Source organism: Paenibacillus sp. FSL H7-0703 (assembly GCF_038003485.1).
GTDB lineage: Bacteria > Bacillota > Bacilli > Paenibacillales > Paenibacillaceae > Paenibacillus > Paenibacillus polymyxa_B.
Map to the genome: position 1 here is coordinate 3,781,341 of NZ_JBBOPF010000001.1, position 18,950 is coordinate 3,800,290.

Here is an 18,950-nt window from a genome sequence, read left to right on the forward strand (position 1 = left end):
GGGGTAAGTGATGAACAACTCCATGATTGGCGCAATGGTATCTATGGCCAGTGTGCAGCAGCGTTTGGATTTAATTGCCGATAATATTGCTAATATCAATACAGTTGGTTATAAGAGTAAACAGGGTTCCTTTGAAGATGTATTGGCCAATGTGCAGCAACAGCCTTCTACGTATCTCCAAAATGGACGAGCCATGCCGCTCGGCTATAATTTGGGCTACGGAGTTAAAACGGCCGCAATCATGAAAAATATGGAGCAAGGTCCGCTCAAGGAGACGGGACTTCCTACCGATCTGGCGATTCAAGGTAATGCCATGTTTGAAGTCCAGGGGAATGGGCAAAAAGCTTGGACCCGTGACGGTAGCTTTCATTTTGTTCCTGATCCGAATGATAGTGCGACGATGATGTTGACCACTGCTGAAGGTTACTCCGTGCTGGATAACAATGATGTTCCTGTGACTGCTCCAGCGGGTTCCAAGGTGGCTATTAACTCGGATGGCGAATTGCTGATTCGTGCTAATGGAATTGGGGCTCCGACAGTTGGTCAGAGAATCAAGCTGATGGATGTACAGCGTCCAGAAGGACTGGAACAGCGGGATGATAACCTATTCGTGTTGTTGAATGGTGTAACAGAGGCAAATGTATTCGGAGCAGCAGGTGTGGCAGGTGCTGTTCCAGCGGACGTATCTGTGCGTTCCGGTTATCTTGAGGAATCTAATGTGGATTTAGCGGGCGAAATGACGGATATGATGCAAGTTCAGCGGATGTATCAAATGGCGGCACGGGCACTAACTTCTAGCGATACGATGATGAACCTGGCCAACAATCTGAGGGCTTAAGGATTTGGTGATGAAAGAAGAACAATCTGATTCCCGTCCGGTGCCTGAAAAGACGAAGTCCCGCTGGCGTACTGCTCGTTATTTCGTAGTTCCGTTGCTGCTCCTGTTCTCGCTGTTAGGCGGCTTAATTGCAGGATATGTAATTGTAGGTAAGCAAGGGTTGTCAGGCGTATTTGAATGGAAAACCTGGCAGCATGTCATTGATCTTATATTTGCGCCTTAGTTTACTTTAAATGAGTGGGGGCGGGAAAAGGTCGCTCCGCGTGCAGATTGTTCTTCCGATTGCTGTTATCCCCAGATTCCTTTTGGTTTTAAAACATTGGAGGTTTGAATCCGGGGATAAAGGCAAACGCTGCGCTTCTTCAGAACAATTCTGCCCGCTCCGCTGGCTACCCGCCATCAGGCCACTTTTATTAAAATAAACCACCCGCAATTTGTGTGGGTAGTATATAACAAAACCCTGTGCCAGTGGCGCAGGGTTTTGTTATGCTTTTAAGGGAGGGGCCTCCAGCGTAGCACGCATGGATTGTGGCCAATGAAGGCCATCACAGAGGCCTTCGGTTTTCTCTGCCCTTCACGGCAAGCGAGCATTATTGAAGCGAGGCTTTCCTTTTGAGCTAAAAGTAACTCGGCGGAGGGATTTATTTGAATCTGGAGAAGCGATAGCGTTCGCCTTTGCCCCTAAATTTTAACCTTGCAGGTTTTATAAAATGAGAAAATTTAGGGGCAACAGCGATCGGAAGATCAAATAAATCGTGCAGCCCTTCCCCCCTTGGCTCAAATGAAACTTCGCTTCACCCCATAATAGGAGCACCCAATATGGTACTTCCGCGTAATTTTCTTTTTGCATCTGATAACTGTATAATGATGGGGAAGTTTATAACACTGCGGGGTAAAACCAAGCACGGGCAAAAGGGCTTCTTCGCGCCTCAGGTTGCATAACCGGCGGAAAAAGCCCCTTATCTCAACCTCCACTTCTGCAGTAGGTGAAGGATATCTAACATTGTTGCCGTTATGAGCTGTTTTTATGCAGCGTAAGCGGGGTAATATTATGCTTGCAGTAACTCATGACTGATACAGAGTCAAACCTGCAAGCGGGAGGAGTTATTAAGGTAAATGGACAAATTGCAATTGGATGTTAATCAAATTCAGGAGATTATCCCACATCGAGCGCCTTTTTTATTGGTGGATCGTATTATTGAGCTGGAGGAAGGGAAAAGAGCAGTAGGCATTAAAAATGTAACGATGAATGAGCCTCATTTCATTGGACATTTTCCGGGGTATCCTGTTATGCCTGGTGTGTTGATCACCGAAGCACTGGCTCAAGTTGGGGCTGTCGCATTACTGCATCTAGAGAGCAATCGTGGCAAAATCGGGTTCTTGGCAGGGTTGGATGGTTTCCGTTTCCGTGGACAGGTGGTTCCTGGGGATACGCTTACGCTTGAAGTGGAAATCACTCGTTCCAAAGGCGCATTTGGCAAAGGGAAAGCTACGGCTAAAGTAGGCGATACGGTAGTAGCTGAGGGCGAAATTATGTTTGCTTTATCTGACCCTCCCCAATAAATAAAGCTCTGCCGACATAAGCACGACGTCTGAACCGAGTGCATGTGTACATAGAAATCCTGTTTTGACAACCCAAAAATGGAGAGGGGAAATTCCGTATGACGCAGTTGAGTAAAAAAGCACTAGAAGGCATTGAGAGCTGGCTGCAAGACCCTTATATTGATGAAGAGACCAAACAGGAGTTGCGCGCATTGGAAGGCAACGAGCAGGAACTGGAGGATCGCTTTTACAAAGAGCTGGAATTTGGTACAGGCGGTCTGCGTGGAGTGATCGGGGCAGGAAGTAACCGGATGAACCGTTACGTCATTGGACGTGCGACTCAAGGGCTGGCTCGCTATATTTTAGAACAGCATGCTGGTAAAGAAGGCAAGCCTTCGGTTGTTATTGCACATGATTCGCGTCACTTTTCGCCAGAGTTTGCTTTGGATGCAGCTTTGGTGCTGGCGGGCAATGGTATCGTGGCTAAGTTGTTCCCTTCCTTGCGTCCAACGCCACAGCTTTCGTTTAGTGTCCGTCATTTGGGAGCCAGTGGAGGGATTGTTGTGACAGCGAGTCACAATCCTCCTGAGTATAATGGATACAAGGTATACAACGATGAAGGGGGTCAGCTTGTTCCAGATCAGGCTGAACAGGTAATTGGTTATATCCGCGAGGTTCCTTCTTTTGCCGACATTCGCAGTCTGACACGTGAGGAAGCAGAGGCACAGGGATTGTTGGTTTGGCTTGGAGAAGAGGAAGATGAAGCGTTTGTAGATACGGTAGCCAGTGTAAGTGTGAACCGTGAGCTGATTGCAGCCGGACCAGGCAAAAACTTCAAAGTTGTGTTTACACCTCTCCATGGCACAGGAAATGTACCGGTTCGCCGTGTGCTGGAGAAAATCGGTTTTAAACAGGTGCATATTGTGCCTGAGCAAGAGTTGCCAGATGCTGAATTTTCGACTGTCAAGTCGCCAAACCCAGAAGAACGTGATGCGTTTAAGCTGGCAATTGCACTGGGTGAGAAAATTGGTGCAGATCTGTTGATCGGAACAGACCCTGATGCTGACCGTATGGGTGCAGTTGTGAAAAACCGTGATGGCGAATATGTGGTATTGTCCGGTAATCAGTCTGGCGCGATCATGGTTTACTACTTGTTGAATCAACTGAAAGAAACAGGCAAGCTTCCGAATAATGGGGCTGTTATCAAAACCATCGTAACCAGTGAAATGGGTGCAGTCATTGCCGAACATTTTGGAGCAACCGTGTTTAACACGCTAACTGGCTTCAAGTATATTGGCGAGAAAATGAACCAATTTGACCAAACTGGCGAGTACACCTACCTGTTTGGCTATGAAGAGAGCTATGGTTATTTGGCAGGGAATTATGCTCGGGATAAGGATGCTGTCTTGGCGGCTATGCTGATCGCTGAAGCTGCTGCTTATTACAGCACACAAGGTAAGACGCTCTATGATGTTTTACAAGAGCTGTACGAGCAGTTTGGCTACTTCCTTGAGAAGCTGGAGTCTCGTACCCTTAAGGGTAAGGATGGAGTGGCACAAATTCAGGGCAAAATGACCGATTGGCGTAGCAACGCGCCTCAAGAGATTGCAGGCGTGAAGGTAGACAAGGTACTGGACTACTCACAAGGTCTGAACGGACTTCCACAGGAAAATGTACTCAAATTCTTACTGGAGGACGGTTCGTGGTTTTGCCTGCGCCCTTCGGGCACAGAGCCGAAAATCAAAGTATACTTTGCGGTACGCGGTTCCTCGCTGGCAGACGCGGAGCAAAGAATCAGCCATCTGGTCGATGCTGTTATGGCTCGCGTAGACGCTTGAGAAAAATCCCTTTATAATAGAATAGGTTAAGGTAATTGGATAAGATATAGTAATCGGTGACCTCTCACGGCAAAGGGCAGTACGCCGTGGAGGTCATTTCTGTATTGCAGAATAACCTGGAAGAGGCTTTGGGAAAATAGGCTTATTCCGGCAACGGAGGATTTTGCAAAATTCAATGAGTGACCTACCAAAAGGCTGAGTATAGCGAGGTGGGCAGCATTGAATTTTGCAAAATCCCGAATATTAAGGAGGTTCTTTGGTGTATCAGAAATGGCAGTATTGGAATACGGCTTCTCGAAAATGGTTATGGATTTTGGTGGCTGTCGGCTTGCTGGCTTCCATTCCAGTCATCGCCGATCGTATGAAGACAGAATCCTCGAGTAAAAAAGTAGAGATTGTATTCGATTATCGGGATTTGACAGAGGCAGCCTCGTATCAGGCTCACCCGCAGGACTATCTGAATGAGCAACTTGACCGCTTACAGCAAGCGGGTGTGAACAGCATGGCGATGTATGAAAGTACGTTGGATGATTTCCGTAAAGCGGGTCGCGTCGTAACCTATACGACTCAGAACGTTGCCGATATGGAAAAACGGCTTTCACCTGCAAATGAGAATTTTACGTATATTGTTTTCGCTGACAAAGAAAATGCGGAGGCATTAAAGCCGTTAATTTTACGTACGTTTACAAGCCTGGACATCAATGTAAAACCTTGGACTTATCAGGGACAGGAAGGGTTAGTTGTGGAAACATCTCCAGAGGATGCGTATCTCAAGCCCATGCAGCCTGACCCGATTGCGATGAAGCAGCTTCGGAGCAAAGGGTTTTTTATTGTTCCACGGATGAGCGACAGTCTTCCTTACAACCAGGAGTTGACGGAAGAAATGCTTGCTTCCTTTCAGCAGAATGGTGTAAAACGCATATTGTTTGAAGGTGATTCAGTCAAAGGCTTCACCGATAACGAGAAAGAGCACAGCTTAGCGGCATTTGCTAAATTGCTGAACAAATACGATATTGGCCTAGCTGCTATCGAAAACTTAAAAAAACCGCAAGCAGGCTTCAATAAGCTCGCTTACGATATCCACTATAACGTTGTGCGTTTATACTCATTGAGCGATAAAGATTCAACGCTCGATGTTGAAACGTTGGCCGATCGTTTTGCATTGGCCACCAAGGACCGTAATATTCGCATGTTGTATCTGAATACCGCGCCTAGCCGTAGTATTGCTGAAGCCAAGGTGAAGGATTCGGTAGATAACCTAATCCACAGCTTGGACAAGCCGGGTAACGCTGTACAACGGATGGAGAAAAAGGGGTTTGAACTCGGACAGGCTGAACCGTTCCAAGTCGTCGATTCGTCCATTCAGCGCTATCTGAAAATGATTGTCGTACTAGGTGCACTGGCATTTTTCTCCATTATGGTGTCCTATTTCGTCCCGGCATTGACTTTGCTGGCATTTGCACTTGGCTTGGTAGGTTCAGCAGGACTTTATGTTTTGAACTCTAGCTTGATGGAGCAAGGCCTGGCCCTACTCGCAGCGATTAGCGGACCTACGGTTGCAATGATCATCGCTGCGCGTACGATTAGAATTAAACGTGAACAGGGTGCTGAACTTTCTGTAGGTCAGCGTTTGATTCAAACGTTTATACTGTACGTGCAGACGGCGATTTTGTCGCTGGCTGCGGTGCCCTTCGTTATTGCGCTGTTGAACAGTATTGCCTACAGCCTTGTGCTGAATCAATTTAGAGGTGTAAGCTTGCTTCACATTCTGCCGATCTTCTTGGCAGCGATATATATTTTCTTTTATCGTGGCGTTTCTATACGGGAGGAAATTTCCAAGCTGCTACGTACGCCGATTACTGTATTGTGGGTTATCGCACTGGCTGTTATCGCAGCCGCAGGTTATTACTATTTGACTCGTACCGGAAATGCGGGTACGGTGTCGAACACGGAGTTGGTCTTCCGGAACTTCCTTGAAAATGCGTTTGGTGTACGTCCGCGCAATAAGGAATTTTTGATGGCTCACCCACTGTTTATTGCAGGGGCATTCCTGGCTTTGAAATATCGCAAAGCAATCTATTTGCTGATTATAGCTGCTATTGGTCAAGCCTCTATGGTGGATACCTTTGCTCACATTCACTCTCCAGCGGCATTGTCGCTTAGTCGCGGGCTGTTAGGATTGGGCTTGGGCCTGGTACTGGGAATCATCGCAATTGTCGTGTGGCAAGTGCTGGAAGGGTGTTGGAAGAAATGGTCACCACAGCTCAAACGATAATCATCTCGGGTTATTACGGCTTTAACAATAGTGGAGATGAGGCGGTGCTTAAGTCGATTTTGACAGCTTTAGAGGAGGAGAGTCGTCAGGCGGGGATTACAATCAAGCCTGTTGTTCTGTCTTCTGACCCCGCTTGGACACAGAAAATGTACGGAGTAGAAGCTGTACCACGGATGAGTCTGGGGGAAGTTCGTAGAGCGATTAAAAACAGCGATGGGCTAATAAGTGGCGGCGGGAGTTTGCTCCAGGATGCAACAAGCCCTAAAAGTATTCCGTATTATCTGGCGATTCTGAAACTGGCCCAATGGGCTGGAAAACCGACGTTTGTATATGCTCAGGGCATTGGTCCGGTACAACGGAAGATATTTTATCCTATGATCCGTTCTGTGTTTCAGCGCTGTGAATATGTTTCTGTAAGAGATGAGCAGTCTGCCGCACTACTGGGTACTATGAAACTAAAGAACCCGGTTGTCGAAGTTGTTCCTGATCCGGTAATGGGGCTTCCATTGCCCTCGGGTTCCGAGCTGCATAAAGCAGCAACTGAAACGGATAAGGATAAACTTCCGATCGTTGGTGTATCTGTACGTTACTGGGATAAGGAGCGTCGCGATTTAACGGCTATTGCGGACGGCTTGAAAAAATTAGCTGCTGAGCGCCGTGTACACTTACGCTTTTTACCTTTCCATCTGCCTGATGACGAGCAGGCTTCAAGGATGGTAATGGATTTGTTGGGGGATATTAGGGGGACGGGAAGCCTTGTCAGCATGTGCGATCAAGTCACCGATCCTCAACAGATGCTTTTGGAAGTCAGTCGTTGCAGTTTGATGATCGGGATGCGATTACACAGCTTGATCTATGCAGCATCCCACCAGGTGCCTCCGTTGGGGATATCCTACGATCCCAAGATTGATCATTTCCTCAGCCGTGTCGGTAGCCAGCCTGTAGGCACTACAGAGGCACTGGATGGACAAAAGATGGCTAATGAGTCTATGCGGTTGCTGGATCAGCGAAGTCAATGGATCGAGAGCCAGGGAGCGGCCATTGCTTTGTTAAAAAGTGAGGCTCGCTTACCGGCACAGCATATCGTTAATTACTTGTGTCGCAAAGGATGATGGATACAGTGACAGTTGATAAGGTTACGAATGTGCCTACCGTCCCGATTTTCGGTGTTCCGGTATCAAGGCTTAATATGAAAGATACATTAAATGTATTAATTCAAGCAGTGGAGTCTCGCCGGCCCCATCAAGTGATCACTGCCAATCCGATTATGGTAATGGCTGCATTGGAAGATCCAGTGTACATGGACGTGATGAAACAGGCAGAGTTGATTGTTCCAGATGGGACTGGCGTGGTCTGGGCTGCAAACTATGTAGGACATCCTGTACCTGAGCGGGTAGCGGGCTTTGACTTGTTACATGAATTACTTGCAGCTGGAGAAAACTATCATTGGAAGGTTTATTTACTGGGGTCAACATCTGAGGTGATTCAAGCGACCGCAAAGCGGGTACATGAGCTTTATCCCCGGATTACGGTTTGTGGCAAGCGTGATGGCTTTTTTGGACCTAAAGAGGATGAAGCGGTGATTGCAGCCATTCGTGAAGCAAATCCCGATTTGTTGTTTGTAGCACGTGGAGCGGACACACAGGAACCCTGGATTGGTAAATATAAGGAACAACTGGGTGTACCGGTGATGATGGGGGTTGGCGGTAGCTTCGATGTTATATCAGGCAGAACCAAACGCGCACCTAAATTGTTCCAAAAGCTACGGGCTGAATGGTTATATAGACTCCTCAAAGAGCCAAGCCGATACAAAAGAATGCTTGCGCTGCCGAAATTCGCCGCGAAAGTGATGCGCGAAAAAGAAAACGTCACAAAAGTGTGATAAATAGCTTGAATCTGCCTTCAAAACCCGCTAATTTGCCAGAATATGAAGCTTGGTATTTATTTTTGATCAGAGTATAATTCAATGCGGTTACATCTGAAAAGGGATTGCTTTAAAATTGGGGGTCGAATGATCAAATGTTATTGATCTATATTATTGGGTTCATCATGGCACTGGGACTTGCGCTGTTACTGACACCGCTCGTCAAGAAATTCGCTGTGAAGGTTGGAGCCGTCGATGTACCGAATGCCCGAAAAGTACATACCCGAATTATGCCGCGTCTTGGCGGACTGGGGATTTTCTTGGCATTTCTGTTGTCCTTATTGGCGGTGTTACCTTTTGTGCCTGACGGAATGCTGTCCTCTCGGGATATTAACTTTATCGCAGCCTTTCTGATTGGCGGCACGCTGATTACACTGATTGGTGCTCTCGATGATCGTTTTGATCTCAATGCAAAATTGAAATTTTTGGCTCAAATTGCCGTTGCGTGTATGGTCGTGTTTGCTTTTGATATTCGTGTAGATTTTGTAAATGTACCTTTTCAGGATGCATACTCATCTTTGGAAAGCTGGATTTCCATTCCGCTTACGATTTTCTGGATCGTAGGTGTAACGAATGCCATCAATTTGATTGACGGTCTGGATGGACTGGCTGCAGGTGTCTCAGGAATTGCGATTGGGACTATCTTTGTGATGTCGGTATTGATGGGCAATTACATGGTAGCTATGCTTTGTCTTGTACTGCTGGGCAGTATTATCGGATTTTTATTTTTCAACTTTCATCCTGCGAAAATATTTATGGGTGATACAGGGTCATTATTTTTAGGTTTCTGTCTGGCCATGCTATCCATGCTTGGTTTCAAGCAAATTGCTATCGTATCTTTTATTACGCCATTGATTATTATCGGTGTACCTTTGTCAGATACATTCTTTGCTATCATTCGTCGCAAGTTGCAGAAAAAACCGATTTTCTCTCCGGATAAAGGTCATTTGCATCACTGCTTACGCGAACTAGGTTTCAGTCACAGACAGACGGTGTTGATTATCTACGGTATTGCGGCATTTTTCGGTGTATTGGCCGTGATTCAATCGTCTGCTGCGCTTAATGAAGCGAACTGGGTCACCTTTGTCGTGATTTGTATTATGATGTTCTTCCTACAGATTGGTGCAGAGGTTATTGGTCTTGTTGGCAAAACCAAACGCCCAGTTATAAACACACTGATTCGCTTGCTGGCTAAGCCAGATTCCCAAACGCGTTCGAAATTATAATTTTAATTTAAAAGTAACCCTTCAAGCTTGGCGGTATACCGCGGGTTTGAAGGCTTTTTTGATGTTTGCTGTAAAAAAACTCCCTCCTTTTTTGAGAATTTACTAATTTTTTGTATGTTTACTACCGATAAAAAAAGTATTGAATGATTACGTACCCCAAGGTGCGACAGAATCAAAGGAGGACAATGATTTGAAACGATTGCTATCCATGTTGCTGACGGTTGGTCTCATCATTGGCTTGGTGCCGGCGGCCCTGGTAGGTACGGCTCATGCTGCGACGGGAACTTATTTTATTTTTCCAAGTGAAAAATATGATGTGGATTCGGCTAGAATGGTAAACACTGACCGAGTTACAGTTAACGGTACGATTAACGGAGTGAACGGAAGTACTATATCTTATAGTGTATTCCAACTCTCTAAAAATGGAACAAACCTTAACGTGGTTAATAAGAACGAGAGTCAAAAAGGCGGAATTACAGTCAGTGGCTCTACGCTTAAAGTTACAGACATTAAACTGTTTCCTGGTTTGAACCGGATTACATTTCAAAGTAGCCAAAATTCGGCTGATATGAAGGACTCCATTTACATTGAGTATCAGGATGGGCCTAAGCTTTATGATCTATCTGCTACGTTGAATGGTGAAACCGAGCAGTTGCTTGAGAATCAGACAGCGGTGCTGACAGACGCACGCAATAGCGGTACGGATGATGTGAAAGTAGTCATTCAAGGTACGGCTCCTAATGCTGACAGTGTAACGCTCACGTCTGCAAAAAGCAGTAATACGTATACAGTTAACTCTTACACTGGCTACAAACTAACGGGTAGTGTTGTACTGAGTCCGGGTAAAAATATAGTGACCATTAAAGTGAATAACGGAACTCAGGCTCTTACAGTTACACGTGAAATTACGATTTATACGGGTAAACCGGAATTTTCTGATTTGACCCTGAATAAGGATGGGAATGTTTCTGCTGATTTGGCCACTTCGCCTGACTTTACCGTATCGTCTACAAGTGGTGTGGTTTTAAAAGGTAATGTTTTGGTGCCAGGCGGTGCAACTGATCCAGGAGTGGCCACAATCAATGCACGTTTTACCGATGTGAGTAACAATGGTAGTGCTGTGGGTAGTGCGACTGGGGTTGATGCCACAATTGATACTGCAAATGTAGTTACATCAAATGGTTATAAAGTATATCCATTTCAGGTGACTGTACCTTCGGAAGCTGTACTTGATCATTTGACCAGAGCATCCCTGGGCATAACTTATACGGATAGCAGTACACCACCGGCTCCATCGGCTGTCCAATTTACATTGCGCAGCAGCACTCAGCCGTATATTGATGATGTTAACTATCTTCCTGATTTTAATACTCAATTGTTGAATAGAACTAATGGAAGCGGGTCTGATCAGGCAGCTGCCCTAGATGAAGCTATGAAATTAACAGGTAGCTCTATGAAGAACAAGACTACAGATGCTGCATCTGTACCTGTAGGTATGGAGTTTATCGTTGTTAATGGCGCACCTTCTTCAATTAGTGAGCTTTCTGGAGTATCGGTTCATATTGTAGGATCGCCTCAAGATGTGATTCGTACAATCAATGGTAAGTCAACGCAAGTGAAGAAAATTGTTGCTTATGTAGACACTTTGCCTAAAGAAGGACAAAATGTACTGAATTTTTATCTGAATGGTGACTCGACCAAGTTAATTAAAGCAACGGTGAATCTGTTGCAGGGTCCGTTCATGAAATACGATACGATTTATGATGGGCAACAAATTCCGTTGAATACATCCAGCTCAAACTTGAATACCTATAAATTGACTCAACTGGGCTACTTTAAAGGTAAATTGCTTGATGTGAGCAATGCAGCAGATATTCATTACACTGGAAGTAACCGAAATGTATTCCTGTATATTAATAATGTATTGGTTGATTTGGATGGTTCAGGAGCGGACTTCAAACTTGCTGCTTCCTCGGACACAGCCGCAGCCAATGCTTTGGCAAACGGGAATAATGAAATCAAGTTTGTATACAAGCCAGGTATTGAGTACAGCAATACGGTAAAAGTAAACTTTACACAGACGAATATTCCAGTAATTCCTGTTCCCAACACACAAGGAATCATCCCTTTTACACCAGTTAGCGGCTTGAGCAATACGCCGAAATATAGCGAAATTGCTCCGAAATCAAAAGATGCTAATTTCACCAAAGTGGATGATACTAACTACAATACATCTCTGAAAAATATCAATGTATTTGGTACTTTCAGTATTGCTGATTTGGGTAAAGCAGATCAGGTAAATGGTTCTTTAAGTGATATTGCTAATAAAGATCAATATATTTTGGAGATTAAGGGATCGGATGACAGTGAAGTCAACTGGACACTGAGTAACGAGTTTTTCTCAGCAGAAGATGCTAAGACAACATACAATTCCGGTTCTACTACAGACAAATTTACAAATAAAGATTTAAAAGACCTGCTTGTGTACTACCATCCGGACAAAAAGTATTTCAGCTTTGTGTTGAAAAACCAAACTATTTCGCAAGATGGAACACCAATAGCTTATAATATTACCTTGTACAATAGCGGTAAGAGCGGACCATTTGCTACTTTCCGACTGCAAGTATCCGGTCAATCCACATCTTTTGATATTTTGCGTCCGCTCCCTGAAAAGAGAATCGTGAATCAAAACTTTGTGCAAGTTGTTGTAAATGCAGGTAATGCAGATAGTGTTACGGTAGGTAAAGAAACAGCAGTTCAAGAGGGTTTCGACTCTGATTATGATGGCACCATTGATTATCCATCAACTTACAAAGCCATCGTTACAGGTCTAAAAGCCAACAAAGATAATAAAATTGATGTAGTGGTTACTGTAGGCAAAGAAAAACTGAAACAGACCATTACTGTTAAATATGTGCCTACTAATATCCCTGGCGAGCAGTACATGGAAGCGATGAAAACATCGCACAAAGTGTTCGATGGTAATCTTACACTTGCTTTTGCAAAGGGAACGAGTCTGATTCGTCGGGACTACGATCAACCGCAACAGTTCAAAAACCAGGTTTTCTCTGGTCACAATTTGTACTTTGCAATAGCAAATAGCGAAGATGGTGTGGTTGACCGTCATGAATTTGAAACTGAAAAAGCATTGTCCGATATGCAGAGCTTGATTGCAGATGGAAGTAGATACTTCAACAGAGATTTTCCGGCCCGCTTTAATATGTCGAGTCCGGTATTCTGGATTGATCCAGGTACAGCAGATGACATTAAAACGGATGATTACGATCCAGTAACTTATGGTGCTGATCCTTATCAATTGGCTAACAAGTCGCAAAATGACAGTAGTAAGATCAAAAACTTCTACTGGCGCGACCCATCTAACGAGTTAGTACCATCCAAGCGTGCTACATTGACGCTGACGTATGATAGCAGTATTGCTCAGGATGCAGGGAAACAAATGACAGTGTTCTATTTCGATTCTGATCTTAAAGATTGGCAGAACATTGGTGGTGTGGTGGATCCGAAAAAACATACCATTAAGGTACCGTTTGATCGTTTTGGCTACTATGTAGTTGCTAAGGTTGGAGAAACGTATAGTGATGTCATTAAGCACAAATACGCTAGAGATTACATCGAAGCTATCTTGGCCAAAGGTGTCATGAACCCAATGGATCCAATTAATAGCTTTGGACCTGACAGCTACATTAAAAGAGGCGAATTCACGTCTATGATTGTCAAAGGTCTGCAAATTCCGCTTAATTTCAGTGGAGCGAAGCATTTCGACGACGTGTCTATTCCAAATACGATATCAGCAGATGCTCTATACGATTATCGTTATATTGAAACAGCTGCGCGTGCCGGTATTGTCAAAGGTTCACAACCAAGAATCTTTATGCCGGAAGATGTAATCACGCGTCAAGATGCAGCAGTCATTATTGCCAAGGCATTGAATTTGAAGCTGGAAACAGATCATGACAAGATCATGAAGAACCTGTCTAAGACCTTTAAAGATGCGGACAAGATTGATTACTATGCGCAAGCATCTATATTGGCTATCGCCAAGAAAGGCTTTATCACAGGGTCACCTGTGGATGCAAGTGATCTGAAAAAAGGATATATGTTTAATCCTACTTCCTTGACCTTGCGCGGAGATGCAGCAATTATTGTGGCTAAAGTTATGGCTGATAAAAAGCTGCTTCCTAAAATCTAATCAACAAAACACCTGAAATTATTAAACATCCCTCCATGCGAAATGGAAATTCCCTTTCATATACATGAGAGGGATGTTTTTTATAAATCAGCTATTTGACTGGAATTAAGGGCCTATGCCATAATATCAATGAGGTAAAAACTGTGGATTAGCCTTACAACGTTTTTTATTTTGGATTTGGCTTAAACGTCTGTAATTAATTGCTTTTTTTTAAGCTTTTATCTCAAAATGTGTTTATTATTTTTTTATATGTTTTTTTTACACATTTATCTGAAACTTTACGCCTATTTCATCGTAGTAGAGGATGTGTGTGTTTTAATATTACATAGAGAAGTGAGTGGGGAGTGATGAGATGTCTCAGTTTTCAATACGCCGTCCTGTAACAGTATTTATGTTAATTATTGCTTTGCTAATCGGGGGCGGTATTTTTGCGTTAAGACTTCCTGTAGAGCAAATGCCGGATATGAAGCTGCCATTCGCTGCAGTGGTGACTAGTATTCCAAATGCAACGCCTACAGAAGTTGAGGAATTGGTTACTAAACCTATTGAGAAAAGTCTGGCTTCTATTGAGAACGTGGATAAAATCATGTCCGAGTCTTCAGAAGGAACATCTATGGTCATGATTCAATTTAACTGGGGAGTAGATATCAATCAAGCAACCCTTGACATGCGAGATAAAGTTGATGGGGTTAAAGGGTCTCTTCCCAAGGCGGCTAATTCGCCGCGTGTCCTTAAGGTGGATCTCAACGCAACGCCGGTTATTACGCTCTCTCTTACAGGAGACCAGGATATTAACAAGTTGAAGCCTATTGCTGAAGATATTATTGAGCCGCGGCTTGAAAGAATTGCGGGAGTAGCTGCAGCCAACATGTCAGGTGGGCAAGCTCGGCTTGTGAAGATTACTGTAGACCAAGCCAAGCTTCAAAGCTATGGCATTACGCTAGATCAAATTAACCAGGCGCTATCGTCTAATAACGTAGCTGGTTCTGCTGGTTCGGTCTATCGAGGCACTACAGAAATTCAACTTCGGGTTCAAGGTGAGTATAAAGCTGTTTCAGAAATGGGTGAAACGCCAATTCCAGTAGGGAAGGGAAGCATTAAGCTAAAGGACATCGCGACAGTTGAAGATTCCTTGGATGATGTTACAACCATTTCTACCTATAACGGAAAGCCAAGTATCAATATTTCTGTTACTAAAGCCACAGGGGGGAATACCCTTTCCATCGCCAATTCTGTGAAGGAAAGTTTAGATTCAATACGGAAGGAATTGCCTCCGGGAACTCAATTGGAGATGGTAACAGATGCATCCAAACCCATTAGCGACTCCGTACACTCATTAGTAGAGCATGCTATATTGGGACTTATTATCGCAGCTATTGTGTTGCTGTTATTTTTGAATAGTATACGTTCTACCATTATTGCTACTATCGTTATTCCAATTTCCTTCGTAGCTACGTTTATGATGATGTATTTCACCGGACAAACCATTAATATTATTTCACTGAGCGGTTTGCTTCTGGGGTTAGGATCCTTTGTCGATTTTGCGGTTGTTATTATTGAGAATATTTTTAGACAGCGACATGAAGGGAAAAGCATGCTACAAGGGGCTATTGATGGCTCCAAGCAGGTGGGTAATGCCGTTATGGCATCTGCACTTGCGCAGATCGTAGTATTTTTACCAGTTGTTTTTGTTGATGGAATTGCGGGAGTTCTATTTAAACCGTTGGCGTTAACCGTTATTTTCTCTCACATTGCAGCCTTGCTTGTATCCCTTATGATTGTGCCGATGCTGGGATCACGTTGGCTACCTACCGTGCCAGATGAATCCATTTATTCTTCAGGTACTTATAAGGGTGTTAACCCTATTGTGTGGTTTAATATTGGCTTCGAGAAATTTAAGGGTGGGTATCGCCGTATACTGAAGTGGGGAATTAACCATAGAAAATCTGTGTTAATTATTACTTTATTAATGTTTGTGGCAGGCGGGGCTCTAGTTCCATTCGTTAAGGCTGAATTTATCCCAGCATCCGATACTGGGGAATTCACAATTAACGTGAAACTTCCTAATGGAACGGTCTTGGAAGAAACGGAAAAGGTTGTTCAAGATATAGAAAAAGAAATTTTGAAAGTTCCGGATCTAGATAAAATGACAGTGACTGTTGGTTCTGGTGGCAATTCTGGTTATTCAGGGGCAGCTCCAACCAACTCAGCAGATCTAAGTGTAACACTGAAGGATGGACATCAGGCAACAGATGTTATAGTTGATGGCCTTCGTAAAAAATTTGATAGCATTCCGGATGCAGAGATTACAATGGCGTCTACAACAGGCCTTTCAAGCGGAGCGGCTGTTAATATTAACTTAAAAGGTGACGATATTGACGTCCTGAGAGAACTCTCGGACAATCTCGTTGCGGACGTGAAAAAGATACCAGGTACCGTTAATGTGAAAAGTAGCTTGAGTGCGGTTCGTGAAGAATATGAGATTACTGTTAATCGGGAGCTTGCGAGTCGATATGGCTTATCAGCGACTCAAATCTTATCTGCAGTGAATACGTCTTTTAATGGGTCAGTCGCCACAAGCTATCGTACAGGTGAAGATCAGATTGATGTGAAGATATCGTTGCCAGATCAAAACCGCCATGATTTGTCAAATCTACAAGCCTTGCGGATTACCACTTCACAAGGTATTGATGTACCTTTGTCTTCCGTAGTAAGTATTGATAAACGGTCTGTACCCGATACTGTTACTCGTGATGACCAAACGCGTCAAGTGCAGATTACAGCTGATATTGACGGAACAGGGGATATTCTTACTATTAATCAAAAAATAGATGCTCTTTTGAAGACTACTCACTTCCCAGAGGGCTACAGTGCAGATACGGGTGGCGGCCAAAATGAACAGATGATGGAGTCTTTCATGAACTTAGCGATAGCTATTTTGCTATCTGTCGTGCTCATTTATATGGTTATGGCAGGACAGTTCGAATCGTTGCTCACACCGTTTGTTATTATGTTTTCCGTTCCACCTACGGTAATTGGTGTGCTTATCGGTTTAGCTGTAACCGGGGCCAGTCTCAGTGTTTCAGCTTTGACGGGTTACATCATGCTCGTCGGTTTGGTCGTCAACAATGCCATTGTTATGATTGACTTTATAATTCAGCTCCGAAAAGACGGCCAAGATCGGGATGAAGCTATTATTCATGGAGCGTCTGAGCGGTTGCGTCCGATTTTGATGACCACGCTGGCTACTGTACTAGCTTTGCTCCCAATGGCATTCGCTACAGGAGAGGGTAACGAAACACAAGCACCGATGGCAGTTGTTGTTGTATTCGGGTTATCCTTCGCAGCTGTTATTACATTGATTCTTATTCCGGTAGTCTACGTCATCATGGATAATATGATACAAAAGCGTAAGAATCGGAAGTTAAAAAGACAAGCGAAGAGAGAATTAAAAAAAGAAGCGAAACTACAAAAAAGTGTTCATATATAAGGTGAGGTGGAGAAACATAATGAATAAAAAAAGTGCTCTGATTGCTACAACTTTGCTTTTATCAGTTGCATTAGCGGGTTGCGGTGGGGGGGAGGCCCCTGCCGCATCGACTACGGCTCAACAAGCCACTCCGGTCCAAGTGGCAAAAGTCACCAAGGGTAGCATTAACGATTCAACAGGTATCATTGGTAGCTTTGCTCCTAAAGAGACGGCTCAGGTGTCTCCGAAAATTAGTGGCAAAATTCAAAGCATTAACCTTACAGTGGGGCAAAAAGTAAATAAGGGCGACACATTGTTTACTATAGACCAAAAGGACTTGCGGGACTCCATTAAGCAATCTCAGGAGTCGTACCAGGTTGCCCTGGCCAATTTAAAGCAGGCAGAGTCAGGTGCAGCGCAATCGGTGCAGCAGGCAGAATCCAGCGTGGATCAAGCCAAAAGTGCGCTTGTCCAGCAAGACAACACGATCACTCAAGCTCAGACCAGTCTGGTAGATGCTCAGAGTTCCGTGCGTGATGCTCAAAATACGCTCAATCGCAACCAACAGCTGTTTAGTGCGGGTGCTCTTTCTCAATCCGAGTTAGAGCAGTCTCAAATAGCGCATAGAAGGGCTGTAACTGCGGTGGAGAATGCACAGATCACACTTCATAATGCACAAACGTCTAAGGAAAGTGCGCAAACAACATATAATAATGCTCAAAAATCATTACGTCTTGCACAACAGAAAACGGGCATTGACGTAGCTCGTGCTTCTGTCAATCAGGCTAAGTCCAGTTTAGACACAGCTCGTAGTCAATTAGTGGATACTGTAGTCAAAGCTCCGATTTCCGGCACGATATCGGTAGTAACAGGAACCCAAGGGCAAATGGTTAGTGCACAATCTGCGGTTGCTACAATAGCGAATACCAATCCTATTATTGCCAAAGTTAACGTTTCTGAATCTGAGCTTCTTAAGTTGCGGGTGGGTTCATCTGTGACTGTAGGTGTGGACTCCTTAGACAAGCGAATTGAGGCCAGAGTATCGGCCGTCAATCCGGTAATGGATAATGATCTCAAGGCATATCCCGTCGAGATTTCAGTCCCTAATGGTTCTGGTGAATTAAAATCAGGGATGGTTGTAACTGTATACATGAAATCAGAAGCTCCCAAAAACATTTTGGTATCGCAGGATGCCATTACAGAGCAGGCAGGGAAAAAGTATGCTTATGTAGTGGAGGGAACAGTGGCTAAGCGGGTAGAGGTGCAGACAGGCCAGGAAAGTGCCAAACAGGTTGAGGTAACCAAGGGGCTTGCTGAAGGACAAAATGTTGTCATTAAGGGCGTTAGTCTGCTTACGGATGGCGCGAAGATTAATGTAGTGAAGTAATTTGTCTCGGTTATATATAGCGTAAATCACTGTTACTCCGTCATTCCTACTACTTAAAGTGTATTAGAGTATTAGATTTCAAGGGAATCTATAGACTTTATATACTTTATATATTCTATGGATAATTCTTAACGAATATACTCCATTAAAGACCGAGTTAGATGTACGAAAATAACCCTTGTACATTTAAGGTTGATAAGGTAAAAGTTGTAGGATGACGGAAGAACAGGTTTAATAGTAT

At 44.1% G+C, this 18,950-nt stretch carries 11 protein-coding genes; all 11 read left to right on the forward strand.

Features of this window, described 5'->3' with window-relative positions; all coding sequences use genetic code 11:
• The first annotated feature begins 10 nt into the window (after positions 1-10).
• On the forward strand, positions 11-838 hold the full coding sequence (locus MHB46_RS16780; protein WP_134902232.1) for a flagellar hook-basal body protein: 828 nt from the start codon (positions 11-13) through the stop codon (positions 836-838).
• Positions 839-848: 10 nt separating this feature from the next.
• A complete protein-coding gene (locus tag MHB46_RS16785; protein ID WP_028542171.1) occupies positions 849-1,061 on the forward strand; it encodes a DNA-directed RNA polymerase subunit beta in 213 nt (70 codons plus the stop codon).
• Between the two features lie 893 nt (positions 1,062-1,954).
• Entirely contained in the window at positions 1,955-2,401 is a 447-nt protein-coding gene (gene fabZ, locus MHB46_RS16790) for a 3-hydroxyacyl-ACP dehydratase FabZ (RefSeq protein ID WP_013312312.1), read from the forward strand.
• A 98-nt stretch (positions 2,402-2,499) separates the two neighbouring features.
• On the forward strand, positions 2,500-4,218 hold the full coding sequence (locus MHB46_RS16795) for a phospho-sugar mutase (protein ID WP_341162915.1): 1,719 nt from the start codon (positions 2,500-2,502) through the stop codon (positions 4,216-4,218).
• A gap of 259 nt (positions 4,219-4,477) precedes the next feature.
• A complete protein-coding gene (locus MHB46_RS16800) occupies positions 4,478-6,493 on the forward strand; it encodes a DUF5693 family protein (protein ID WP_341162916.1) in 2,016 nt (671 codons plus the stop codon).
• Positions 6,469-7,605: a polysaccharide pyruvyl transferase CsaB gene (csaB, locus tag MHB46_RS16805; protein ID WP_165177725.1), complete on the forward strand. Its 1,137-nt coding sequence runs from the start codon at positions 6,469-6,471 to the stop codon at positions 7,603-7,605. Before MHB46_RS16800 ends, csaB begins: the two co-directional genes overlap by 25 nt.
• An 8-nt stretch (positions 7,606-7,613) precedes the next feature.
• The gene (locus MHB46_RS16810; RefSeq protein ID WP_165177723.1) at positions 7,614-8,375 is read left to right on the forward strand and encodes a WecB/TagA/CpsF family glycosyltransferase; all 762 of its coding nucleotides are present in this window, start codon (positions 7,614-7,616) and stop codon (positions 8,373-8,375) included.
• A gap of 137 nt (positions 8,376-8,512) precedes the next feature.
• A complete protein-coding gene (locus tag MHB46_RS16815) occupies positions 8,513-9,643 on the forward strand; it encodes a glycosyltransferase family 4 protein (RefSeq protein WP_013312307.1) in 1,131 nt (376 codons plus the stop codon).
• A gap of 190 nt (positions 9,644-9,833) precedes the next feature.
• Positions 9,834-13,853, forward strand: coding sequence for an S-layer homology domain-containing protein (locus tag MHB46_RS16820; RefSeq protein ID WP_341162917.1), 4,020 nt, complete (start codon positions 9,834-9,836; stop codon positions 13,851-13,853).
• Positions 13,854-14,205: 352 nt separating this feature from the next.
• Positions 14,206-17,343: an efflux RND transporter permease subunit gene (locus tag MHB46_RS16825; protein ID WP_341162918.1), complete on the forward strand. Its 3,138-nt coding sequence runs from the start codon at positions 14,206-14,208 to the stop codon at positions 17,341-17,343.
• A 19-nt stretch (positions 17,344-17,362) separates the two neighbouring features.
• Positions 17,363-18,709, forward strand: a complete 1,347-nt coding sequence (locus MHB46_RS16830) for an efflux RND transporter periplasmic adaptor subunit (RefSeq protein ID WP_341162919.1) — start codon at positions 17,363-17,365, stop codon at positions 18,707-18,709.
• The last annotated feature ends 241 nt before the right edge of the window (positions 18,710-18,950 follow it).